Source organism: Cupriavidus pauculus (genome assembly GCF_008693385.1).
Taxonomy (GTDB): Bacteria; Pseudomonadota; Gammaproteobacteria; order Burkholderiales; family Burkholderiaceae; genus Cupriavidus; species Cupriavidus pauculus_D.
The window spans coordinates 1,499,327-1,515,207 of the sequence record NZ_CP044067.1 but is presented as its reverse complement, the minus strand read 5'-3'; the positions used below and the strand labels follow the sequence as shown (position 1 = coordinate 1,515,207).

The 15,881-nt window shown below is 67.1% G+C and carries 15 protein-coding genes; 9 read left to right on the top strand and 6 right to left on the bottom strand.

Annotation, left to right across the window (positions count from 1 at the left end; translation table 11 throughout):
* The first annotated feature begins 24 nt into the window (after positions 1–24).
* Genes FOB72_RS25075 through metC form a run of 5 tightly spaced genes read left to right on the top strand, consistent with a single transcriptional unit; the run spans position 25 to position 4,287 of the window.
* Positions 25–846, top strand: a complete 822-nt coding sequence (locus FOB72_RS25075; protein ID WP_150375356.1) for a transporter substrate-binding domain-containing protein — start codon at positions 25–27, stop codon at positions 844–846.
* Positions 846–1,598, top strand: a complete 753-nt coding sequence (locus FOB72_RS25070; RefSeq protein WP_150375355.1) for an amino acid ABC transporter permease — start codon at positions 846–848, stop codon at positions 1,596–1,598. The genes FOB72_RS25075 and FOB72_RS25070 overlap by 1 nt, the downstream gene beginning before the upstream one ends.
* Positions 1,537–2,283 carry an amino acid ABC transporter permease gene (locus FOB72_RS25065; RefSeq protein WP_411859881.1) on the top strand — a complete coding sequence of 249 codons (747 nt, stop codon included), beginning with the start codon at positions 1,537–1,539 and terminating at the stop codon, positions 2,281–2,283. Before FOB72_RS25070 ends, FOB72_RS25065 begins: the two co-directional genes overlap by 62 nt.
* The gene (locus FOB72_RS25060) at positions 2,270–3,100 is read left to right on the top strand and encodes an amino acid ABC transporter ATP-binding protein (RefSeq protein ID WP_150375353.1); all 831 of its coding nucleotides are present in this window, start codon (positions 2,270–2,272) and stop codon (positions 3,098–3,100) included. Before FOB72_RS25065 ends, FOB72_RS25060 begins: the two co-directional genes overlap by 14 nt.
* Complete coding sequence (metC, locus tag FOB72_RS25055) at positions 3,097–4,287, top strand: cystathionine beta-lyase (RefSeq protein WP_150375352.1); 1,191 nt, start codon at positions 3,097–3,099, stop codon at positions 4,285–4,287. Before FOB72_RS25060 ends, metC begins: the two co-directional genes overlap by 4 nt.
* A 13-nt stretch (positions 4,288–4,300) precedes the next feature.
* On the opposite strand, the gene FOB72_RS25050 is transcribed toward metC, so the two are convergent.
* The 3 genes from FOB72_RS25050 to FOB72_RS25040 all read right to left on the bottom strand — a co-directional run bounded on the left by FOB72_RS25050 (position 4,301) and on the right by FOB72_RS25040 (position 8,512).
* A complete protein-coding gene (locus tag FOB72_RS25050; protein WP_150375351.1) occupies positions 4,301–6,559 on the bottom strand; it encodes a rhodanese-like domain-containing protein in 2,259 nt (752 codons plus the stop codon).
* A 114-nt stretch (positions 6,560–6,673) separates the two neighbouring features.
* Entirely contained in the window at positions 6,674–7,546 is an 873-nt protein-coding gene (locus FOB72_RS25045; RefSeq protein ID WP_150375350.1) for a thiol-disulfide oxidoreductase DCC family protein, read from the bottom strand.
* Between the two features lie 66 nt (positions 7,547–7,612).
* Entirely contained in the window at positions 7,613–8,512 is a 900-nt protein-coding gene (locus tag FOB72_RS25040; RefSeq protein WP_150375349.1) for a LysR substrate-binding domain-containing protein, read from the bottom strand.
* A 136-nt stretch (positions 8,513–8,648) separates the two neighbouring features.
* On the opposite strand from FOB72_RS25040, the gene FOB72_RS25035 reads away from it, so the two are divergent.
* Both FOB72_RS25035 and FOB72_RS25030 read left to right on the top strand, forming a co-directional pair.
* Entirely contained in the window at positions 8,649–9,047 is a 399-nt protein-coding gene (locus FOB72_RS25035; protein ID WP_150375348.1) for a RidA family protein, read from the top strand.
* The gene (locus FOB72_RS25030; RefSeq protein WP_150375347.1) at positions 9,044–10,162 is read left to right on the top strand and encodes a tRNA-dihydrouridine synthase; all 1,119 of its coding nucleotides are present in this window, start codon (positions 9,044–9,046) and stop codon (positions 10,160–10,162) included. Before FOB72_RS25035 ends, FOB72_RS25030 begins: the two co-directional genes overlap by 4 nt.
* Positions 10,163–10,168: 6 nt before the next feature.
* Here FOB72_RS25030 and FOB72_RS25025 read toward each other — a convergent pair whose 3' ends face one another.
* Both FOB72_RS25025 and FOB72_RS25020 read right to left on the bottom strand, forming a co-directional pair.
* Complete coding sequence (locus FOB72_RS25025) at positions 10,169–10,921, bottom strand: SDR family NAD(P)-dependent oxidoreductase (RefSeq protein ID WP_150375346.1); 753 nt, start codon at positions 10,919–10,921, stop codon at positions 10,169–10,171.
* A gap of 112 nt (positions 10,922–11,033) precedes the next feature.
* Positions 11,034–12,245 (bottom strand): MFS transporter, encoded by a 1,212-nt coding sequence (locus tag FOB72_RS25020; RefSeq protein ID WP_150375345.1) that lies wholly within the window; start codon positions 12,243–12,245, stop codon positions 11,034–11,036.
* A 175-nt stretch (positions 12,246–12,420) separates the two neighbouring features.
* Between FOB72_RS25020 and FOB72_RS25015 the strand changes: the two genes are divergently transcribed.
* A complete protein-coding gene (locus FOB72_RS25015) occupies positions 12,421–13,347 on the top strand; it encodes a LysR family transcriptional regulator (RefSeq protein ID WP_150375344.1) in 927 nt (308 codons plus the stop codon).
* Here the strand turns inward: FOB72_RS25015 and FOB72_RS25010 are convergent.
* Positions 13,339–14,463, bottom strand: coding sequence for a Gfo/Idh/MocA family protein (locus FOB72_RS25010; RefSeq protein WP_223851794.1), 1,125 nt, complete (start codon positions 14,461–14,463; stop codon positions 13,339–13,341). The genes FOB72_RS25015 and FOB72_RS25010 overlap by 9 nt on opposite strands.
* 158 nt (positions 14,464–14,621) lie before the next feature.
* On the opposite strand from FOB72_RS25010, the gene FOB72_RS25005 reads away from it, so the two are divergent.
* Positions 14,622–15,863 carry an MFS transporter gene (locus FOB72_RS25005; RefSeq protein WP_150375343.1) on the top strand — a complete coding sequence of 414 codons (1,242 nt, stop codon included), beginning with the start codon at positions 14,622–14,624 and terminating at the stop codon, positions 15,861–15,863.
* Positions 15,864–15,881 lie beyond the last annotated feature (18 nt).

The window sequence follows — 15,881 nt, the reverse complement described above, 5'->3', positions numbered from 1 at the left end:
ACTCGTACTCGCCACCGTGCCCCCATGCGTACGCGCGCCGCCATCGCGGCGCTCGTCCTGCTGGCGACCGGTGTCTCGACGGCCCGGGCCGATGCAACGCTGGACAAGATTCGCCAGCGCGGCAAGGTGGCCATCGGCGTGCTCGTCAACGGCGGCCCGTTCGGTTCGATCGACCCCGCCACGCAGCAGCTGGTTGGCTGGAACCCCGAACTGGCCCGCGATCTGGCGAAGCGGCTCGGCGTCGAAGCGGAGCTGGTACAGGTCAATCCATCCAATCGCGTGCAGTTCCTGCAGCAGGGCAAGGTCGATCTGCTGATCGCGTCGATGGAGTACAACGCGGACCGCGGCGAGATTCTCTCGTATGCGCCCACGCCGTTCTACCGCGTAGGCGGCACGGCCGCGGTGCTCAAGACCAGCGGCATTCATCAATGGGACGATCTGCGCGGCAAGACGGTGTGCGCGTCGCAAGGCAGCAGCTTCGTGAAGCCGCTGCAGGAGCAATACGGCGCACAGGTACGCGGCTTCAAGACGGCATCGGAGTCGCTGCTCGCGTTGCGTGGCGGGCAGTGCGTGGCCGCCGTGCACGATGCCACGCTGATCCATCCGCTGTTGCGCACCAACGCCGAATGGGCAGGCTATGCCGCGCCGATTCCAACGGAGATCCTGCCGGCGCCGTCGGTCGTCTGGGCACGCAAGGGCGAAAGCGACACCGTCGCCGCCGTCGACAAGGTCGTGCAGACGTGGCACCGCACGGGCTGGCTCATCGAAACGGAGAAGCGTCTTGGCATCACGCCGCCGCAGCCGCTCCTGCCCGAGCTCCAGAAGCAGCTACGCCAGCCTGCCTGATGGAGACCGTCGGCGCGCTGGTCACCGCGTCGGTCGCCGCGCTCAAGGCGATTGGGCTGAACTATGGCTTTCTGCTCGATGCGGGGGAGCGCGCCGCGTTCGCGCGCGGCCTGCGCGTGACGCTCGAGCTGTGCGCACTCACGATTCCCGCAAGCCTTGCCGCGGGGGCCCTGCTGGCGGCGATGCTGACCTCGGGCCAGCGGCTGCTGGCGGCACCCGCGCGCGCATTCGTCGAGATCACGCGCAACACGCCGACACTGGTGCAGCTGTACTGCGGCTTTCTGGTGCTCAACATGCTCATCACGCAGCAGCTTGCCCAGCATGGCAGCGGCAATCCGCTGACACCGTTCTTCTGGGTCGTGCTCGTTGTGTCGCTGCACAAGGCCGTGTTCCATGCGGAGGCGCTGCGCGCGGGCATCGAGGCCGTACCGCGCGTGACGCTGGAAGCGGCACGATCGCTCGGATTCTCGCGGCGGCAGATGCTGGCGCGCGTGGAGCTGCCGCTTGCGGTGCGCTTCGCGCTGCCAGCGCTCGTCAACAATCTGGTGGACCTCGTCAAGATGACCGCGCTGGCCTCCGCGATCGCGGTGGGCGACGTGACCTATGAATCGATCATGATCTGGACGCAGCGCGACAACGTTCTCGAGCTGCTGTTGCTCATCCTCGCCTGGTTCGGCCTGCTGACGTGGCTTGTCAGCGTGGCCGGCCGATGGCTCGAGCGCCGCCTGCGCATGCCCGGTTATGGCCAGTAGCTCCATCGAGGTCGCGTTGACGCATCTGGCAACCTGGTCACCCGTCTTGCTGCGCGGCATGGCCGCGAACATCGGCATCAGCGTGCTGGCCATGGCGATCGGCACGCTGGCGGGTCTTCTCATCGGTGCCTTGTCGCTGTCCGCGCTGCACCCCGCGCGCGTGGCCGCGCGCTGGTGGGTACAGGCATTTCGCAATGCGCCGGTGCTCGTGCTCGTCTACTTCACGACCTACGTCTTTCCGTTCGAATGGCAGGTCGGGCCGTGGACCGTTCCGTTCCCCGACTGGGTCAAGGTCGTGTTCGGGCTCGCGCTGCCGGCGAGCGCGAATGTTGCAGAGATCTTCCGCGGCGCGATCCAGTCGATTCCGAGCGCGCAGTGGGAAGCTGCCCATTCGCTCGCGTTCCGGCGTGGGCAGATCTATCGGCTGATCGTCCTGCCACAGTGCGTGCGCCGCATGCTTCCGCCGTGGATGAACCTGTACGCGAGCATCACCATGAGCACGTCGTTCGCATCGCTCGTCGGCGTGCACGACGTGGTGGATGCCGCGCAGGTCGCCAGCAATACCGTCGCGCGCACGGACTTCACGATCCTCGTCTACTTCAGCCTGCTGATGCTGTTCCTGCTGTATTGCTACCCGATTTCGCGCGCCACGCGCGCACTGGAGCGCCGCCATGCCAGATACTGATACCGCCGTCGCGCTGCGCGACGTGCACCTCGCGTTCGACGGGACCGAAGTGCTGAAGGGGATCGACGTCGATGTGCGGCGTGGCGAAGCCGTGACGATCATCGGTCCATCGGGCTCCGGCAAGAGCACGATCCTCCGATGCATGACGGGATTGCTGCGTCCGCAGCGCGGCAGCATTCGCGTGGGCGGTACCGCCGTGGACGCGCTGCGGACCGAAGCGGAACTGATCGCGCTGCGCAAGCGCGTGGGCTTCGTGTTCCAGCAGTACAACCTGTTTCCACATCTGACCGTGCTCGAGAACCTCGTGATCGCGCCGATGCGCGTGATCGGACGCGAGCGTGCGGAGACGGAGCACGATGCGCACACGCTGCTCGGCAAGGTCGGCCTGGCGGGCAAGGCGGGTGCCTATCCCGGCGAATTGTCGGGCGGCCAGCAGCAGCGCGTGGCGATCGCGCGCGCGCTGGCGATGCGGCCGGAACTGATCCTGTTCGACGAGGTCACCTCGGCACTGGATCCGGAAACCGTGGGCGAGGTGCTGACCGTGATTCGCGAACTGGTCGAGGACGGCCTGACCTGCGTACTCGTCACGCATGAAATGCGATTCGCCGCGGAGATCAGTCATCGCATCTACTTCACCGAGGCCGGCCGCATCGTCGAGCACGGACCGCCCGAGCAGATTTTCGGGCAGCCCGTTCACGACCGGACGCGCGCGTTCCTGCGCCGCGCGCTCGGCGCGGTGCCGCGGCTGCCGGCGTCGTTCAACGCGGCCTTTGTACCGCTCTCCCCAACACTGCAACCCGCGGAGGATCACGCATGAACGAAGCCCACCATCTGGGCCACCACACGCGCCTGCTGCATGCCGGCGCGGCGCGCCTTCACGACGGCATCGGACCGGTGAATGTACCGGTGGTACGCACGAGCACCGTGCGTTTCGACAGCGTGGAGACGCTGGCCGACCGGCAGCATCGCCGCGCCGCGCACGAGCGTGTGCCGACCTATGGCCGTCACGGAATGGATACGCACGCAGCGCTCGAAGACGCGCTGTGCGCGCTCGAAGGCGGACGGCGCGCCTTCCTGACGCCTTCGGGGCTGTCGGCAATCTCGCTGGTACTGCTCGCGCTGCTGGGGCCTGGAGATCATGCGCTGGTGTCGGACAGCGTCTATGCACCGCTGCGCCGGGTGGATCTCGATCTGTTGCGGCGGCTCGGCATCACGCTCGAGTATTTCTCGCCGGCCCATGACGATCTGGCATCGCGCATCCGACCCGAAACAAGGCTGCTGTACCTCGAGTCGCCGGGCTCGCTGCTGTTCGACGTGCTCGATCTTCCCGCGCTGACGGCCATCGCGCGCGAACGTGGCGTGCCGGTCGCGATCGACAATACCTGGAGCGGCGGCTGGTTCCTGCAGCCGCTGAAGCTCGGCGCCAATATCTCGGTGCAGGCGTCGACCAAATACATCGCTGGCCATTCCGACGTGATGCAGGGCGCGGTCATCGTCGACAACGACGATCTCGCCAGACGTATCGGCACGACGCACGAGGCGCTCGGCCTGACGATCGGCGCCGACGACGCCTACCTCGCACTGCGCGGTCTGCGGACGCTGCCGGTACGGCTTGCGCAGCATCAGGCCAACGCGACGGCAATTGCGCAATGGCTACATCGGCATCCACACGTGAGCCGCACGTTCTATCCCGCGCTGCCCGACGATCCCGGCCACGCGTTGTGGCAACGCGATTTCTCGGGCGCCAGCGGTCTCGTGTCCTTTGCGTTGCGCGGCGTGGATGCCGCCGCGGCGGGGCGGTTCGTCAATGCCTTGCGGCTGTTTGCGATCGGCGCATCGTGGGGCGGCTACGAGAGCCTCGCGCTGATCGCGCCACCCGAGCGGCTGCGGGCCTATCGGTCGTGGCAGGATCCCGCGCCGGTCATCCGCCTCCACGTGGGGTTGGAAGACGTGCGGGACCTGATTGCGGATCTCGAACAGGCCTTCCGTCAGGCCTTGCACTGACGGAAGGCGTCATTCATCGCGCCGCGTTCACGAGCCGGAAGCCGATATCGCCCTCGCGCTCGAGCTGTGCCACGAGGCCGATTTCCCAGTCGAGATACTCGCGGAAGCCCGCATGGCGCTGGACCTCGGTCGGCTGGTGATACGGGCTGAACCAGTAGTCGGCGTCGCCCGTGAGCACACGTGCCGCACCGCTTTCCGTGGGCAGTCCCGCCGCAATCCACGCCTGCGTGCCGCCGGTCAGTGCGCGCACGTCGCGCTTTGTGCGGGCCGACAGTTCGGCGGCAACGACGCGCGCGAGCACCCCGTCGGACGACGTCAGCAGAATGGCCTGTTCGGCGGGCAGATCGGCGACCAGCGCTTCCAGCTGATCCGGCACCGCGAACCACGCCCCCTGCGCATGGCGCTTCTCGTAGGGTGCGCGGCGTTCGACGTCGAACAGCCGCGCGTGTCTGGCTTCAAGTTGCTGGTGTGCCTGCTGCGCGGAGATCGTACCGGCCGGCGCGCGCGAGGCCAGTACCCGAACCGGTTCCGGTCCCGTTACGAGGTCGGCATTCGCCGCTGGCGTGAACACGAAGACCTCATGCGCGCCGAGTTGCGCGAGCCATGCGGCCGTGGTCAGTGCGCGCACGCCGTCGAAGTCCGCGAGCACGACGCGTGCGTGGCGCGTGCCCACATACTCGTCGGTGGCCTGCACGAGCTGGCCGCCCGGTGCCCAGCGCCAGTCCGGCAGGTGGCCGGATTCATACTCCGCGCGCGTACGAATATCGAATCGATAGATGCTACGCCCGTCCGCGCCGGCCACGGAATCTGCCTCGAACGCGGCCAGCGTGGCCGCGTCGATGCGGCGCACACCGGCCGCGGCGGCGACGCGTTCGGCACGCTCGCGGGCTTGGGCGAGACGCTCCGGGGAGGGTTCAGGCAGCGGGGTGGCGCGGCCATGCGCGAGCGCGCGGCCTTCGAGCAGCCACGCCATCGTGCCGTCCTTGAGCGAGACGACAGGATTTGGAATGCCCGCATCGATCAGCGTCTGCGCGCCGACGATGCTGCGCGTGCGGCCGGCGCAGTTGACGACGACGAGCGTTTCCGGACGCGGGGCGAGCTCCCCGATACGATAGACGAGCTCGGCACCGGGCACGCTGTGCGCGAACGGCAGGCTGAAGTCCGCGAACTCTTCCGTCGTACGGCTATCGACCACGACGATATCGTCGCCGCGCTCGATGCGCGCATGCAGGTCCCGCGCGTCGATCCACGGGGTGTGCTTGCGATGTTCGATGATTTCGCCGAACGCCTTGCCTGGCACGTTGCTGCCGGTAAAGCGCTCGTGGCCCGCAGCAACCCAGCCGGCCACGCCGCCTTCCAGCACGGCGACGTTGTGCCAGCCCAGCCGCACGAGCTTGGCCGCCGCGTCATGCGCGAGCTGGTCGCGGTTCTCGCCGCCATCGGTCAGCACGATGCGCGTGTCGCGGCGCGGCACGAGCCGGTCGATCAGCAACTCCAGCCGCCACAGCGGCGCGGATGCCGCCAGCAGCAGGTGGCCGTGTGCGAAGACGCCGGCCTCGCGCACGTCGAGCAGCGCAATCTCCTGGCCGTCCTGAAGTGAAGCCTTGAGCGTCGCGGCGTCGATCAGCGGTGCCGCAAGGCGGCGCGGCGGCCCGAACGTGCGGAAGCTGCCACCCTGCGGGCTGTCGAACACCACTCGATGATGAAGGCGGTCCAGCGCGAGCCCGTAGAAGTGAAGATGCAGACCGCGATCCTCGCCGATCAGTTCGATCGTATGCACGTCGTCGGGCAGCAATCTGACCGACGTGCCGGCCACGACGTCGCTGTTGGCATGTTCGTGAAGAACGTCGCGCGCGGGGTCGTCGGTCTTCTCGCGCCTGAAGAATACATTGCGCTCGCGGCCCGCAATGCCGGCGATGATGGCCCACGTCGTATGGTCGTGCGGCGGCTGCGACTTGCCGGGCAGGCCAGCGGAGACATACAGCGCATACTGGCCGTCGGGATCCTCCGCAAGGCGATAGACCTGCGCCGGATGTTCCGCCGTCACGCGGAAATGATCGTCCGGAAACAGGTCGCGCTGAAGGCCCAGATGCTCGAGTGCCGCGGCCACAGGCCTGAGGTGGTCGTGCGTCAGTGGGGCATCGGTATCGAGGTGTTGTCTGGCCGCCGCGATAAATGCCGCAACGGCGGCCTGGCGACGGGTATAGACATCGCCGGTGACGGCGGGATCGGTCGTGGAATCGGTGCTGGCGGGAATGGGAAGCGCGCTCATGCTGTTCAGTGGCGGACGGAAGATGGGGAGATTGACGGAGCAAATTCCCACTCTATGAGTCCATCGCGGATAGCGGAACGAACAATTGCGCAGACTCTTATGCCTAACGCACCTTCACGCCGTCTCGCGCGCGTCGCATCTCCACAGCCACAGTAGCGGCGGCACCATCGCGACCAGTGCCGCGCCATCGGCGACCACGTGCGACCATACGCCCGCCTGCAGCGAGAGCGCGATATCCTGCGGCGCCCAGATCAGCAGGCCGGCGAGCAGGGCGCCCCATGCGGTGCGTTGGCGGCTGCGGTAGCCGATATGTACGAGCGCAAGCATCCAGACGGACGCACATTGCAGCGTGGCGCCAAACAGGCCCATCCACCATGCCTGTTGCGCGCGGGCGGCGGCGGGGGCGGGGCCGTTCCAGAAGTAGGCCTCGATGCCACGGTGGTAGCTGTCCAGCGTCGTGTCGTCGGCGAGCCATGCATAGGCGATGCCACCGAGCAGGTGCGCGATGGCGACGGCATAGAGCCACCATGCCATCCGGTCGCGGGCCGTGCTCGGCCCCGTGTCCCGCCGCGCCGCGGGTAGCGCGTAGGCTGGGCACACACCATCGTCGCATGCCGGCATATCGCGATAGCCGAGCCATCGCGAGAACCTATACCGGTTGCGCGCAAAGCCGCGATACAGCACCGCCAGTCCGGGGCGCAGGAACGGCACGCGCAGCGGCCAGACAAGCCAGCGAAAACCCACGAGCGAGTAGGCCGCGAAGATGCAGTCGATGCCGACGAGCAGCCGGCCATCCGCCGTGCGGCCGTGCACCTCGCGGTCCAGCGCGGCCATGTCCACGCCCAGCGGCGTGCAGTCGAAGTCCGGTTGCGCGATATCGACGAACGCGAGCCGTCCGTCGCGATCCCATTCGCCGAGCCGGCGCATCTCCGCCGCGCAGAATGGGCAATGGCCGTCGTAGAACAACTCCAGGTGCGGGGCTGACATGACCGATTTCTCCCGTTTCTTTAATTTCTGTCGTTACAGAAATTAAAGAATGCTTTGCCGGGAAAGTCAAGCGCGCGGCGCGGCGGTGAATTGCGCGAGTACCCAATCCCGCAGCAGGCCAGTCGCCGGGCGAGCCGCCGCGCGCTTGCTGTACACGAGGTCGTACCGAAAGCTCTCCAGCGTCAGGTCGAACGGCTGCACAAGCACACCCGCGGCAAGTTCGTCGGCGACGAGCGTCAGGCTCAGCAGGCCGATTCCCTGTCCGGCCACCGTGGCCTGCACCGCATGGACCTCCTCGGTGAACGCGAGCCCGCCGCTCGCTTCCACGCTCGTCATGCCCGCTGCCGCAAGCCAGTCCTGCCAGACGATCGCGCGTGGGTCGCCTTGTACTGCGGCGCCCCATTCGAAATGGATCAGCGTGGCGCGCCGCAGGTCTTTCTCGCTCGCAATCCGCAGGTCCGGCCGGCATACGGGCGCGAAGCGGTCGCCAAACAGCGGCTCGACGATTCGCCCCGGATACTGGCCCGACCCATAACGGATCGACGCATCGGCATCGCGATCGAGATCGATGACCGCGTTCGTGGCATCGAGCCGCAGCGTCCACTCCGGATGCGCCTTGCGGAAGGCGCCCGCACGCGCGGCAAGACATCGCGCGGTAAAGGCCACCGTGGAGGTGAGTGTGGCCACGCGCGCGTCGCTTGTCTGGCGTACCGATGCGATCGCGCGCTCGAACCCGTCGAGCCCGTCGCGAATGGCGGGAAACAACGCCTTGCCCCCATCGGTCAGGCGCACCTGGCGCGTCTGCCGTTCGAACAGCTTGATATCGAGCCATTCCTCGAGCTGGCGGATCTGATGGCTGACGGCGGTCGGCGTGACGCTGAGTTCTTCGGCGGCGTGCTTGAAGCTGTTGCGTCGCGCGGCTGCCTCGAATGCGCGGAGCGCGCTCAGTGGCGGAAGCTTTCTCATGATGAAGTTCTACTCATCCATGACCTGAGATTTGACCATTTGTCCGGACACCCGGTGATGCCGATACTGGCTGCACGAGCTCGCACCGAAGGATGAGCTCAGTTCAACAAACGGCAACCATATCATGGAGCTTCTCATGCAACGCCAGCAAGTCCACACCCAGCCCGATCCATACGCGCCGTACCTGCTGTCGCAGGCGATTCGCGTGGGTGGATTCGTGTTCGTCTCGGGGCAGGCCGCGGTCGGCGACGATGGCAAGATCGACGGGCCCGGCGATTTCGATCGTCAGGCCGATCGCGCTTTTCGCAACCTGCAGCGCGCGCTCGAAGCGGGCGGCTCGGGGCTCGACCGCGTGGTCAAGGTCACGATCTTCCTGACCTCGATGTCGCATTTCGGCAAGATCGTCGCGTTGCGCCGCAAGTGGTTCTCGCAGCCGTATCCGGCCGACACGATCGTCGAGATCTCGGCGCTGTATTCGCCCGACGCGATGATCGAGATCGAAGCGATCGCCGTGGCCGACGGAGCCGCATCATGAGCGCCGGCCGCACCTTGTTCGATGCGGGCCAGCTGGGCACGCTGCCATTGGCCAATCGCATTGCCGTGGCCCCCATGACGCGCATCAGCGCGACCGAATCGGGCGTGCCGACCGATACGATGCGCCGCTACTACGCGGGCTACGCACGCGGCGGCTTCGGGCTGCTCGTCACGGAAGGCATCTACACCGACCGCGCATGGTCGCAGGGCTATGCGGGACAGCCGGGGCTGACTGATGGCGAGCAGGCGTCAGGCTGGCGCATGGTGACGGACGCCGCGCATGCGGAGGGTGGCCGGATCGTCGCGCAACTGATGCATGCGGGCGCGCTGGCGCAGGGCAACCGCTTCCGCGCCGACACGATCGGCCCGTCGGCGGTCACGCCGCGCGGTCAGCAGATGACGGTCTACGCGGGCAACGGGCCCTACGCGACACCGCGCGCAATGACGGAAGCCGATATCGATGCCGTGATCGATGGCTTTGTACGAGCCGCGCGGCTCGCACGCGATGTCGCGGGATTCGACGGGGTGGAAATCCACGGCGCCAATGGCTACCTGATCGACCAGTTCCTGACGGCCCATACCAATCTGCGCGACGACGCATGGGGCGGCACGATCGATCGGCGCGCGCGCCTGGCCGTGCAGATCGTGCGTGCCGTGCGCGAGGCCGTGGGCCGCGACTTCACGGTGGGTATTCGCATCTCGCAGGGCAAGGTCAACGACTTCACGCACAAGTGGCCCGAAGGCGTGGCCGGCGCGCATGCCGTCTTCCGGCAACTCGCCGAAGCGGGCATCGACTATCTGCACGTGACGGCGTTCGAAGCGTGGCAGCCTGCGTTCGCGGATGATGCGCGCAGCCTCGTGCAGCTGGCGCGGGAGGCGGTGCGCGACGTAGCGCCCGGTGTGGCGATCGTGGCCAATGGCGGCCTGCACGACCCCGCGCGCGCGGCGGAAGCGCTCGCGCAAGGCGCGGACATCGTGGCGCTGGGGCGCGGCGCGCTGGCCAATCACGACTGGCCGCGCCGCGTGCGCGAGGGCATCGCGCCGCGGGAGTTCGATCCCGCGCTGCTGAGTCCGCTCGGCGATATCAAGCCGGCGGAACTCGCGGCACGGGCGTGACGGCGCTCAGACCTGCTGCTGGCCGCCATCGACGAACAGTTCCACGCCGTTGACGAAGCTGGCGTCGTCGGAGGCAAGGAACACGGCGGCGGCGGCAATCTCGTCGGGCTCGCCTACGCGGCCGAGCGGGATCTGCGAAGCCAGGTAATCGACGAGGCCCTGCTGCTGGGCCGTATCGGGACCGGCCAGTCCGACGAGACCCGGCGTGCGCGTCGCGCCCGGGCTCAGCGTGTTCACACGGACATTGCGGTCCTTGAGGTCGAGGATCCAGCTACGCACGAACGCGCGCACGGCGGCCTTCGATGCCGAATAGACGCTGAACGCGGGCGTGCCGGCGCTGCCTGCGGTCGAGCCCGTGAGAATCACCGACGCGCCCTTGGCCAGCAGCGGCAGTGCCTTCTGCACCGTGAACAGCACGCCCTTCACGTTGCGGTTGAACGTGTCGTCGTACTGTTCCTCGGTGATGCTGCCCAGCGGCAGCATCGAGCCGCCACCCGCGTTGGCGAACAGCACGTCCAGCTGGCCACGCTCGCCCTGGATCTGTTCGTAAAGCTGATCGAGCTGTTCGAGCTTCGACGAATCGACGCGCACGCCGGTGGCATTGCCGATGGCGGCAACCGCCGCATCGAGTTCCGCCTGACGGCGGCCCGTCACGTAGACGAACGCGCCTTCCTTCGCAAAGCGCTTTGCGGTCGCGAGACCGATGCCGCTCGTACCGCCGGTGACCAGTGCGACCTTGCCTTCGAGTTTGCCTGCCATGATGTTTCTCCTTGAACGTTTGGGATCCGGGATCCGATGGAGAAACTGTATCGACGAACGAGAAGCAAAGAAATAGCAGTGATGACAAACTATCATTTCAAAAATGAAATGATCAGGCCGGGTGGGCTTTCCGGGTCAGCGCCCACATCACCCCCCATGCCGCCGCCACGACGGCGCCCGCGACGGTCAGCGCATGGCCGACGCCCGCACGATCGACGAGCTGCCCGCCGGCCCACGCGCCGATGGCAATCGAGAGCTGGAAGTTCGTCACGAAGAGCGCCATGCCCGCCTCATGACCGGCGTCGCCCGACGCTTTTGCCATCCAGACCTGCAACGCCACGGGCATCGCGCCATACGCGATGCCCCATACCGTCATGAGCGCCAGCACGGCCGCCGGCTGCGGGGCGGCGAATGCCAGTAGCACGACCGGCACCGCAATGGCGCCGATGGCCGCCATCAGCGTGCCCTGGGTGTGGCGGCCCGCATAGGCACCCGCGATAAAGTTGCCCGCCATCCCGACCAGCGTGTAGCCGAAGAGCAGGGTGGAGATCGCGGTGCCGCCAAAGCCGGCCTCATGCGAGAGGAACGGCGTGATGTAGGTGTAGGCGGCAAACTGTCCGACCAGCGCGATCATCATGACGAGCAAGCCGATACGGCTTTGCGTGCCGAGCAGAAACGTTCTCAGCGACGACAGCGAGACCCGTTGCACGACGCGCAGCGGTGGCAGGCAGGCCATCGTGGCCGCCAGCGCGGCGAGCGACAGGGCTGCCGTGAGCCAGAATGCCGCGCGCCAGTGCCATAGTTCGCCGATCAGCGCGCCCGCCGCACCGCCGACGAGCATGCCCGCGGACACGCCCGCAAAGATGATGGAGGTGGCGCGTGGCGCGGACCCGGCATCGACGAGACGTGCGCCAAGGCCGGACCCGATGGCCCAGAAGCCGCCGAGCCCCACGCCGAACAGGACGCGCGCGAGCACGAGCACCGTGAACGAAGGCGCGAGCGCGGCAATCAGGTTCGACAGGACCAGCAGCGTGCCGAGCATCCAGAGCAGCCAGCGGCGATCGAGCCGCCCCGCCAGCACCGTGATGGCGGGCGCGGACAGTGCGGCGAGCAGCCCGGGCGCGGAGACCATCCAGCCCGCGGCACCCTCGCTGACGGACAGGCCATGCGCGATGTAGCGCAGCAGCCCGACAGGCATGAACTCGGTCGTGCAGAACACGGCTGCCGTGAACGCGACGGCGAACACGGCAGGCCAGTGCTGCCGATGTGGAACGGCGGCGTCGGACCCGATGGCCGAAGGCGTCGGGAAGGTTGCATCCGACATGATGACTCCTCTGCTTGCGCGATAAAAACGATGCGACGAATCTATGCACGCAGGCGTTGCATATCAACGGGCCGGATGGCACAACACTTCGGAACATAATTCCGCAATGGCGGCGCAAGGGCGCGCGCACCGCGTGCTATAGTCCGCGCCATCTCGCCCCACCCCCGTCGCCGCCATGGACAAGCTCGGTTCCGTCGATGCATTCGTCAAAGCCGCCGAGATTCGCAATTTCAGTGAGGTGGGGCGCCAGCTCGGCATCTCGGCGTCGGCCGTCGGCAAGGCCATCTCGCGGCTGGAGCAGCGGCTCGGTGTGCGGCTGTTCCATCGCAGCACGCGCAGCATCACGCTGACACCGGAAGGGCAGCTGTTCCTGAGCCGATGCCAGCGCATCGTCGAAGAACTGGAGGCGGCGGAGGCCGAGCTGTCGGCCGCGTCATCGCCGAAGGGCCAGCTGCGCGTGAGCCTGCCGCTGGTGGGCGCGTTGCTGCTCCCCGTCCTGAGTTCGTTTATCCGCGAGTACCCCGACATTCGGCTCGAACTCGATTTCTCCGATCGCATGGTCAACATCATCGACGAGGGATTCGACGTCGTGCTGCGCACCGGTGACGCCGCGGACTCGCGGCTGGTCACGCGTGCGCTGGGCTACTACACGCCGCAGATCGTCGCGGCGCCCGCCTATCTGTCGCGCCGTGGCGTGCCCGCATCGCCCGACGATCTGCTGCGCCATGCCTGCCTGCTGCATCGCTATCCGTCGACGGGCAAGGTCGATCGATGGCTGCTGCGCGAGGGCGACAACGTCCGGGAGATGGATCTGCCCGCGCTGCTGACCGTCAACACCGTGGAACCGCTGATCGAGATGGCGGAGCAGGGTCACGGGCTCGCCTATATCCCCAACTTCCTCGTCAGGCGACAGCTCGAGGATGGTCGCCTCGTGACGGTGCTGTCGGACTATGCGACCGATCGCAAGGTGTTCCGCGCGGTATGGCCGTCGGGACGGCACATGTCGCCGAAAATCCGCGTCTTCGTCGATTACATGGCCAGGCATCTGTTCCCCGACGAAGGCAGCCGCACCGAGATCGTGCCGGCGAAGGCATCAGCGTAACGAAACCTCGCGTCCTTCGCGCGTGGACGTCGTCACCGCATCGAGCAGTTCATGCAGCCGCACGGCATCGTGGAAGGTCGGCGCCTCGTGCGTCCCGTCGCGAACGTCCTGGGCATACGCAAGATAGAGTTCCGCAAGCTCCAGCACGGCGGATGGCAGCTCCGAAGGCGGTAGCCGGTCGTAGCTGACCGGGATTTCCAGCGGCTGCATCGGCTGATCGTCGCCGCGCGCGCCTTCGATGCGATAGTCGTCGCCCACGCCGCCGAATGCCGACGCGTTGGTCACGCGAAGATCGCCCTCGTCACCGGTGATGTCGATGCGCACGCCACGGCCGCTGCGCTTGCCCGCTTCCAGATGCACCGACAACACGGCGCCGTCCGCCATGCGGCCGATCATCGCAAGCTGATCCGGTGCCGAAGATGGGAATACCTCGCCGGTCTGGCGAATCGTCACCGCTTTCATCTGATTCAACGCGAGCGCCGACACGCGTTGCGGCCATCCGGTCGCGGTGAACAGCATGTCGAGGAAGTGTCCCGCGTAGATCGCGACCGCACTCGAGAAGTTCTCCACCGGTACGGTCCAGCGTAACGCCGCGGAGCGCGTCGCGCCGAACGAATCCATGCTGACGTGGATGCGCACCGAGCGAATGCGTCCCACGTGGCCCGTCTGCAGCAGATCGCGCAGGTAACGATTGTGCGGCGCCAGCCGGCGCTGCAGACCGACGATGTGGCGGACGCCCGCCGCATCGGCCAGCCGCGCGAGTTCGCGCGAAGTTTCCGTCGTCGTGGTCAGCGGCCATTCGCAGTACACGTGCTTGCCCGCGGCAATGACCTTGCGCACGGTCTCCGCGTGCTGGGGCGCCGTGTTCAGCACGACGACCAGATCGACCTCCGGATGATCGACCAGTTCGTCGAGCGTCGCCATGACTTGCTGAATGCCGTGCGCATCCGCCGCCGCTCGCGCGGCTTCGGGACGCGTGCTCCAGAGTGCGCGCAACTGGTACTGCGGCAGTAGCTTCAGTACCCGGACATGGCCATGGATGGCCCAGTTGCCAATACCCACGAGGCCGACGCGGATCGGCATTGCGGTACCCCGTTCATTGCTGGATGCGGACATGCGGCATCACCGTCGAGATTGAGATTGCCGGAAATATAGGCCGCTGCGGCGCTTTCGGCATCGCGATTTCCGTCGCAACACTTCGGCCAAAGATTCCTTAATCGGCGCGGAAGATCGTGGCAGCCTCATCCAACCTCATCATTCAGGAAGGCTCATCCATGTCTGTCACGTCTAGCGCGATGCCCACGCATCGCATTCCTCCTCCCATCTACCTGCTGGCGCTCGGCGCGTTTGCCATCGGTACGGAAGGCTTCATGATCTCGCCGCTGCTGCCACGCCTTGCCGCGGATCTCGGTGTCGGCATCGAACAGGCCGGCCAGCTTGTCACGGCATTCGCGCTAGCGTACGGCATCAGTTCGCCGATACTGACGGCCGCCACCGGCGGCCTCAACCGGCGCGCGCTGCTGCGCGCGAGCATGATCGTGTTCGCGTTGTCCAACGTGCTGGCGTGCCTTGCGCCCGGTTACTGGTGGCTGATGGCCGCACGCGTGCTGCTGGCGCTGTCGGCCGGGCTGTTCGTGCCGGGCGCCAATGCACTCGCGGGAGCGATCGTGCCGCCCGAGCGCCGGGGGCAGGCGATTGCCGTCGTCAATGCGGGCATTACGGTCGCGCTGGCATTCGGTGTGCCGCTTGGCGCCGTGATCGGTCAAGCGCAGGGATGGCGCATGACCTTCGCCGCCGTGGCGGGACTGGCTGCCATCGCCGCGCTCGGTGTGCATCTGGGCGTGCCGCGCGAGATCGGCGCGGGGCTCGCCACCGCCACGCTGCGCGAGCGGCTATCGGTGGCCGCGCGCCCCGCGGTGCTTGCCACGTTGCTTGCCACCACGATGTGGGCGACCGGCGCGTACACGGTCTATACCTATCTGGCCCCGTTGGTCACGCAACTGACCACGTTACACGAAGGTCAGATCGGCATCCTCATGTTTGCGTGGGGAATATCGGCGGCGCTTGGCGTATTCATCGGCGGCGGACTCGCCGACCGCCTGGGCCCGCTGCGCGTCATCGTGCCATCGGTCACGATCATCGGAATCGCATTCCTGTCGCTCGCGGCGGATGCCCGATTGCTGTCGGCCTCGCAGGCGACGATCCCCGTGATTGCAGCGCTTCTGGTCTGGGCGGTCTGTCACTGGGCGTTCTATCCGGCCCAGCAGGCGCGCCTCATGAGCCTGTCCGGTGTTGGCGCGGCCTCCATCGCCCTCTCGCTCAACGCGTCGTTCATGTACATCGGCTTCTCGATCGGCGCGAGTGTCGGCGCCATCACGCTCGCGCACGTCTCCGTGGGTGCGCTTGGCGTGGCAGGGGGGCTGTTCGAGTTCGCGTCGGTCGCGGTGACGCTGCTCATGCTGGTCTGGCGGATACGTCCGGCTGCCGGCGATTGCGGACTGTCCTGTCCGAAGTGAACCAACGCGCAGCCCGTT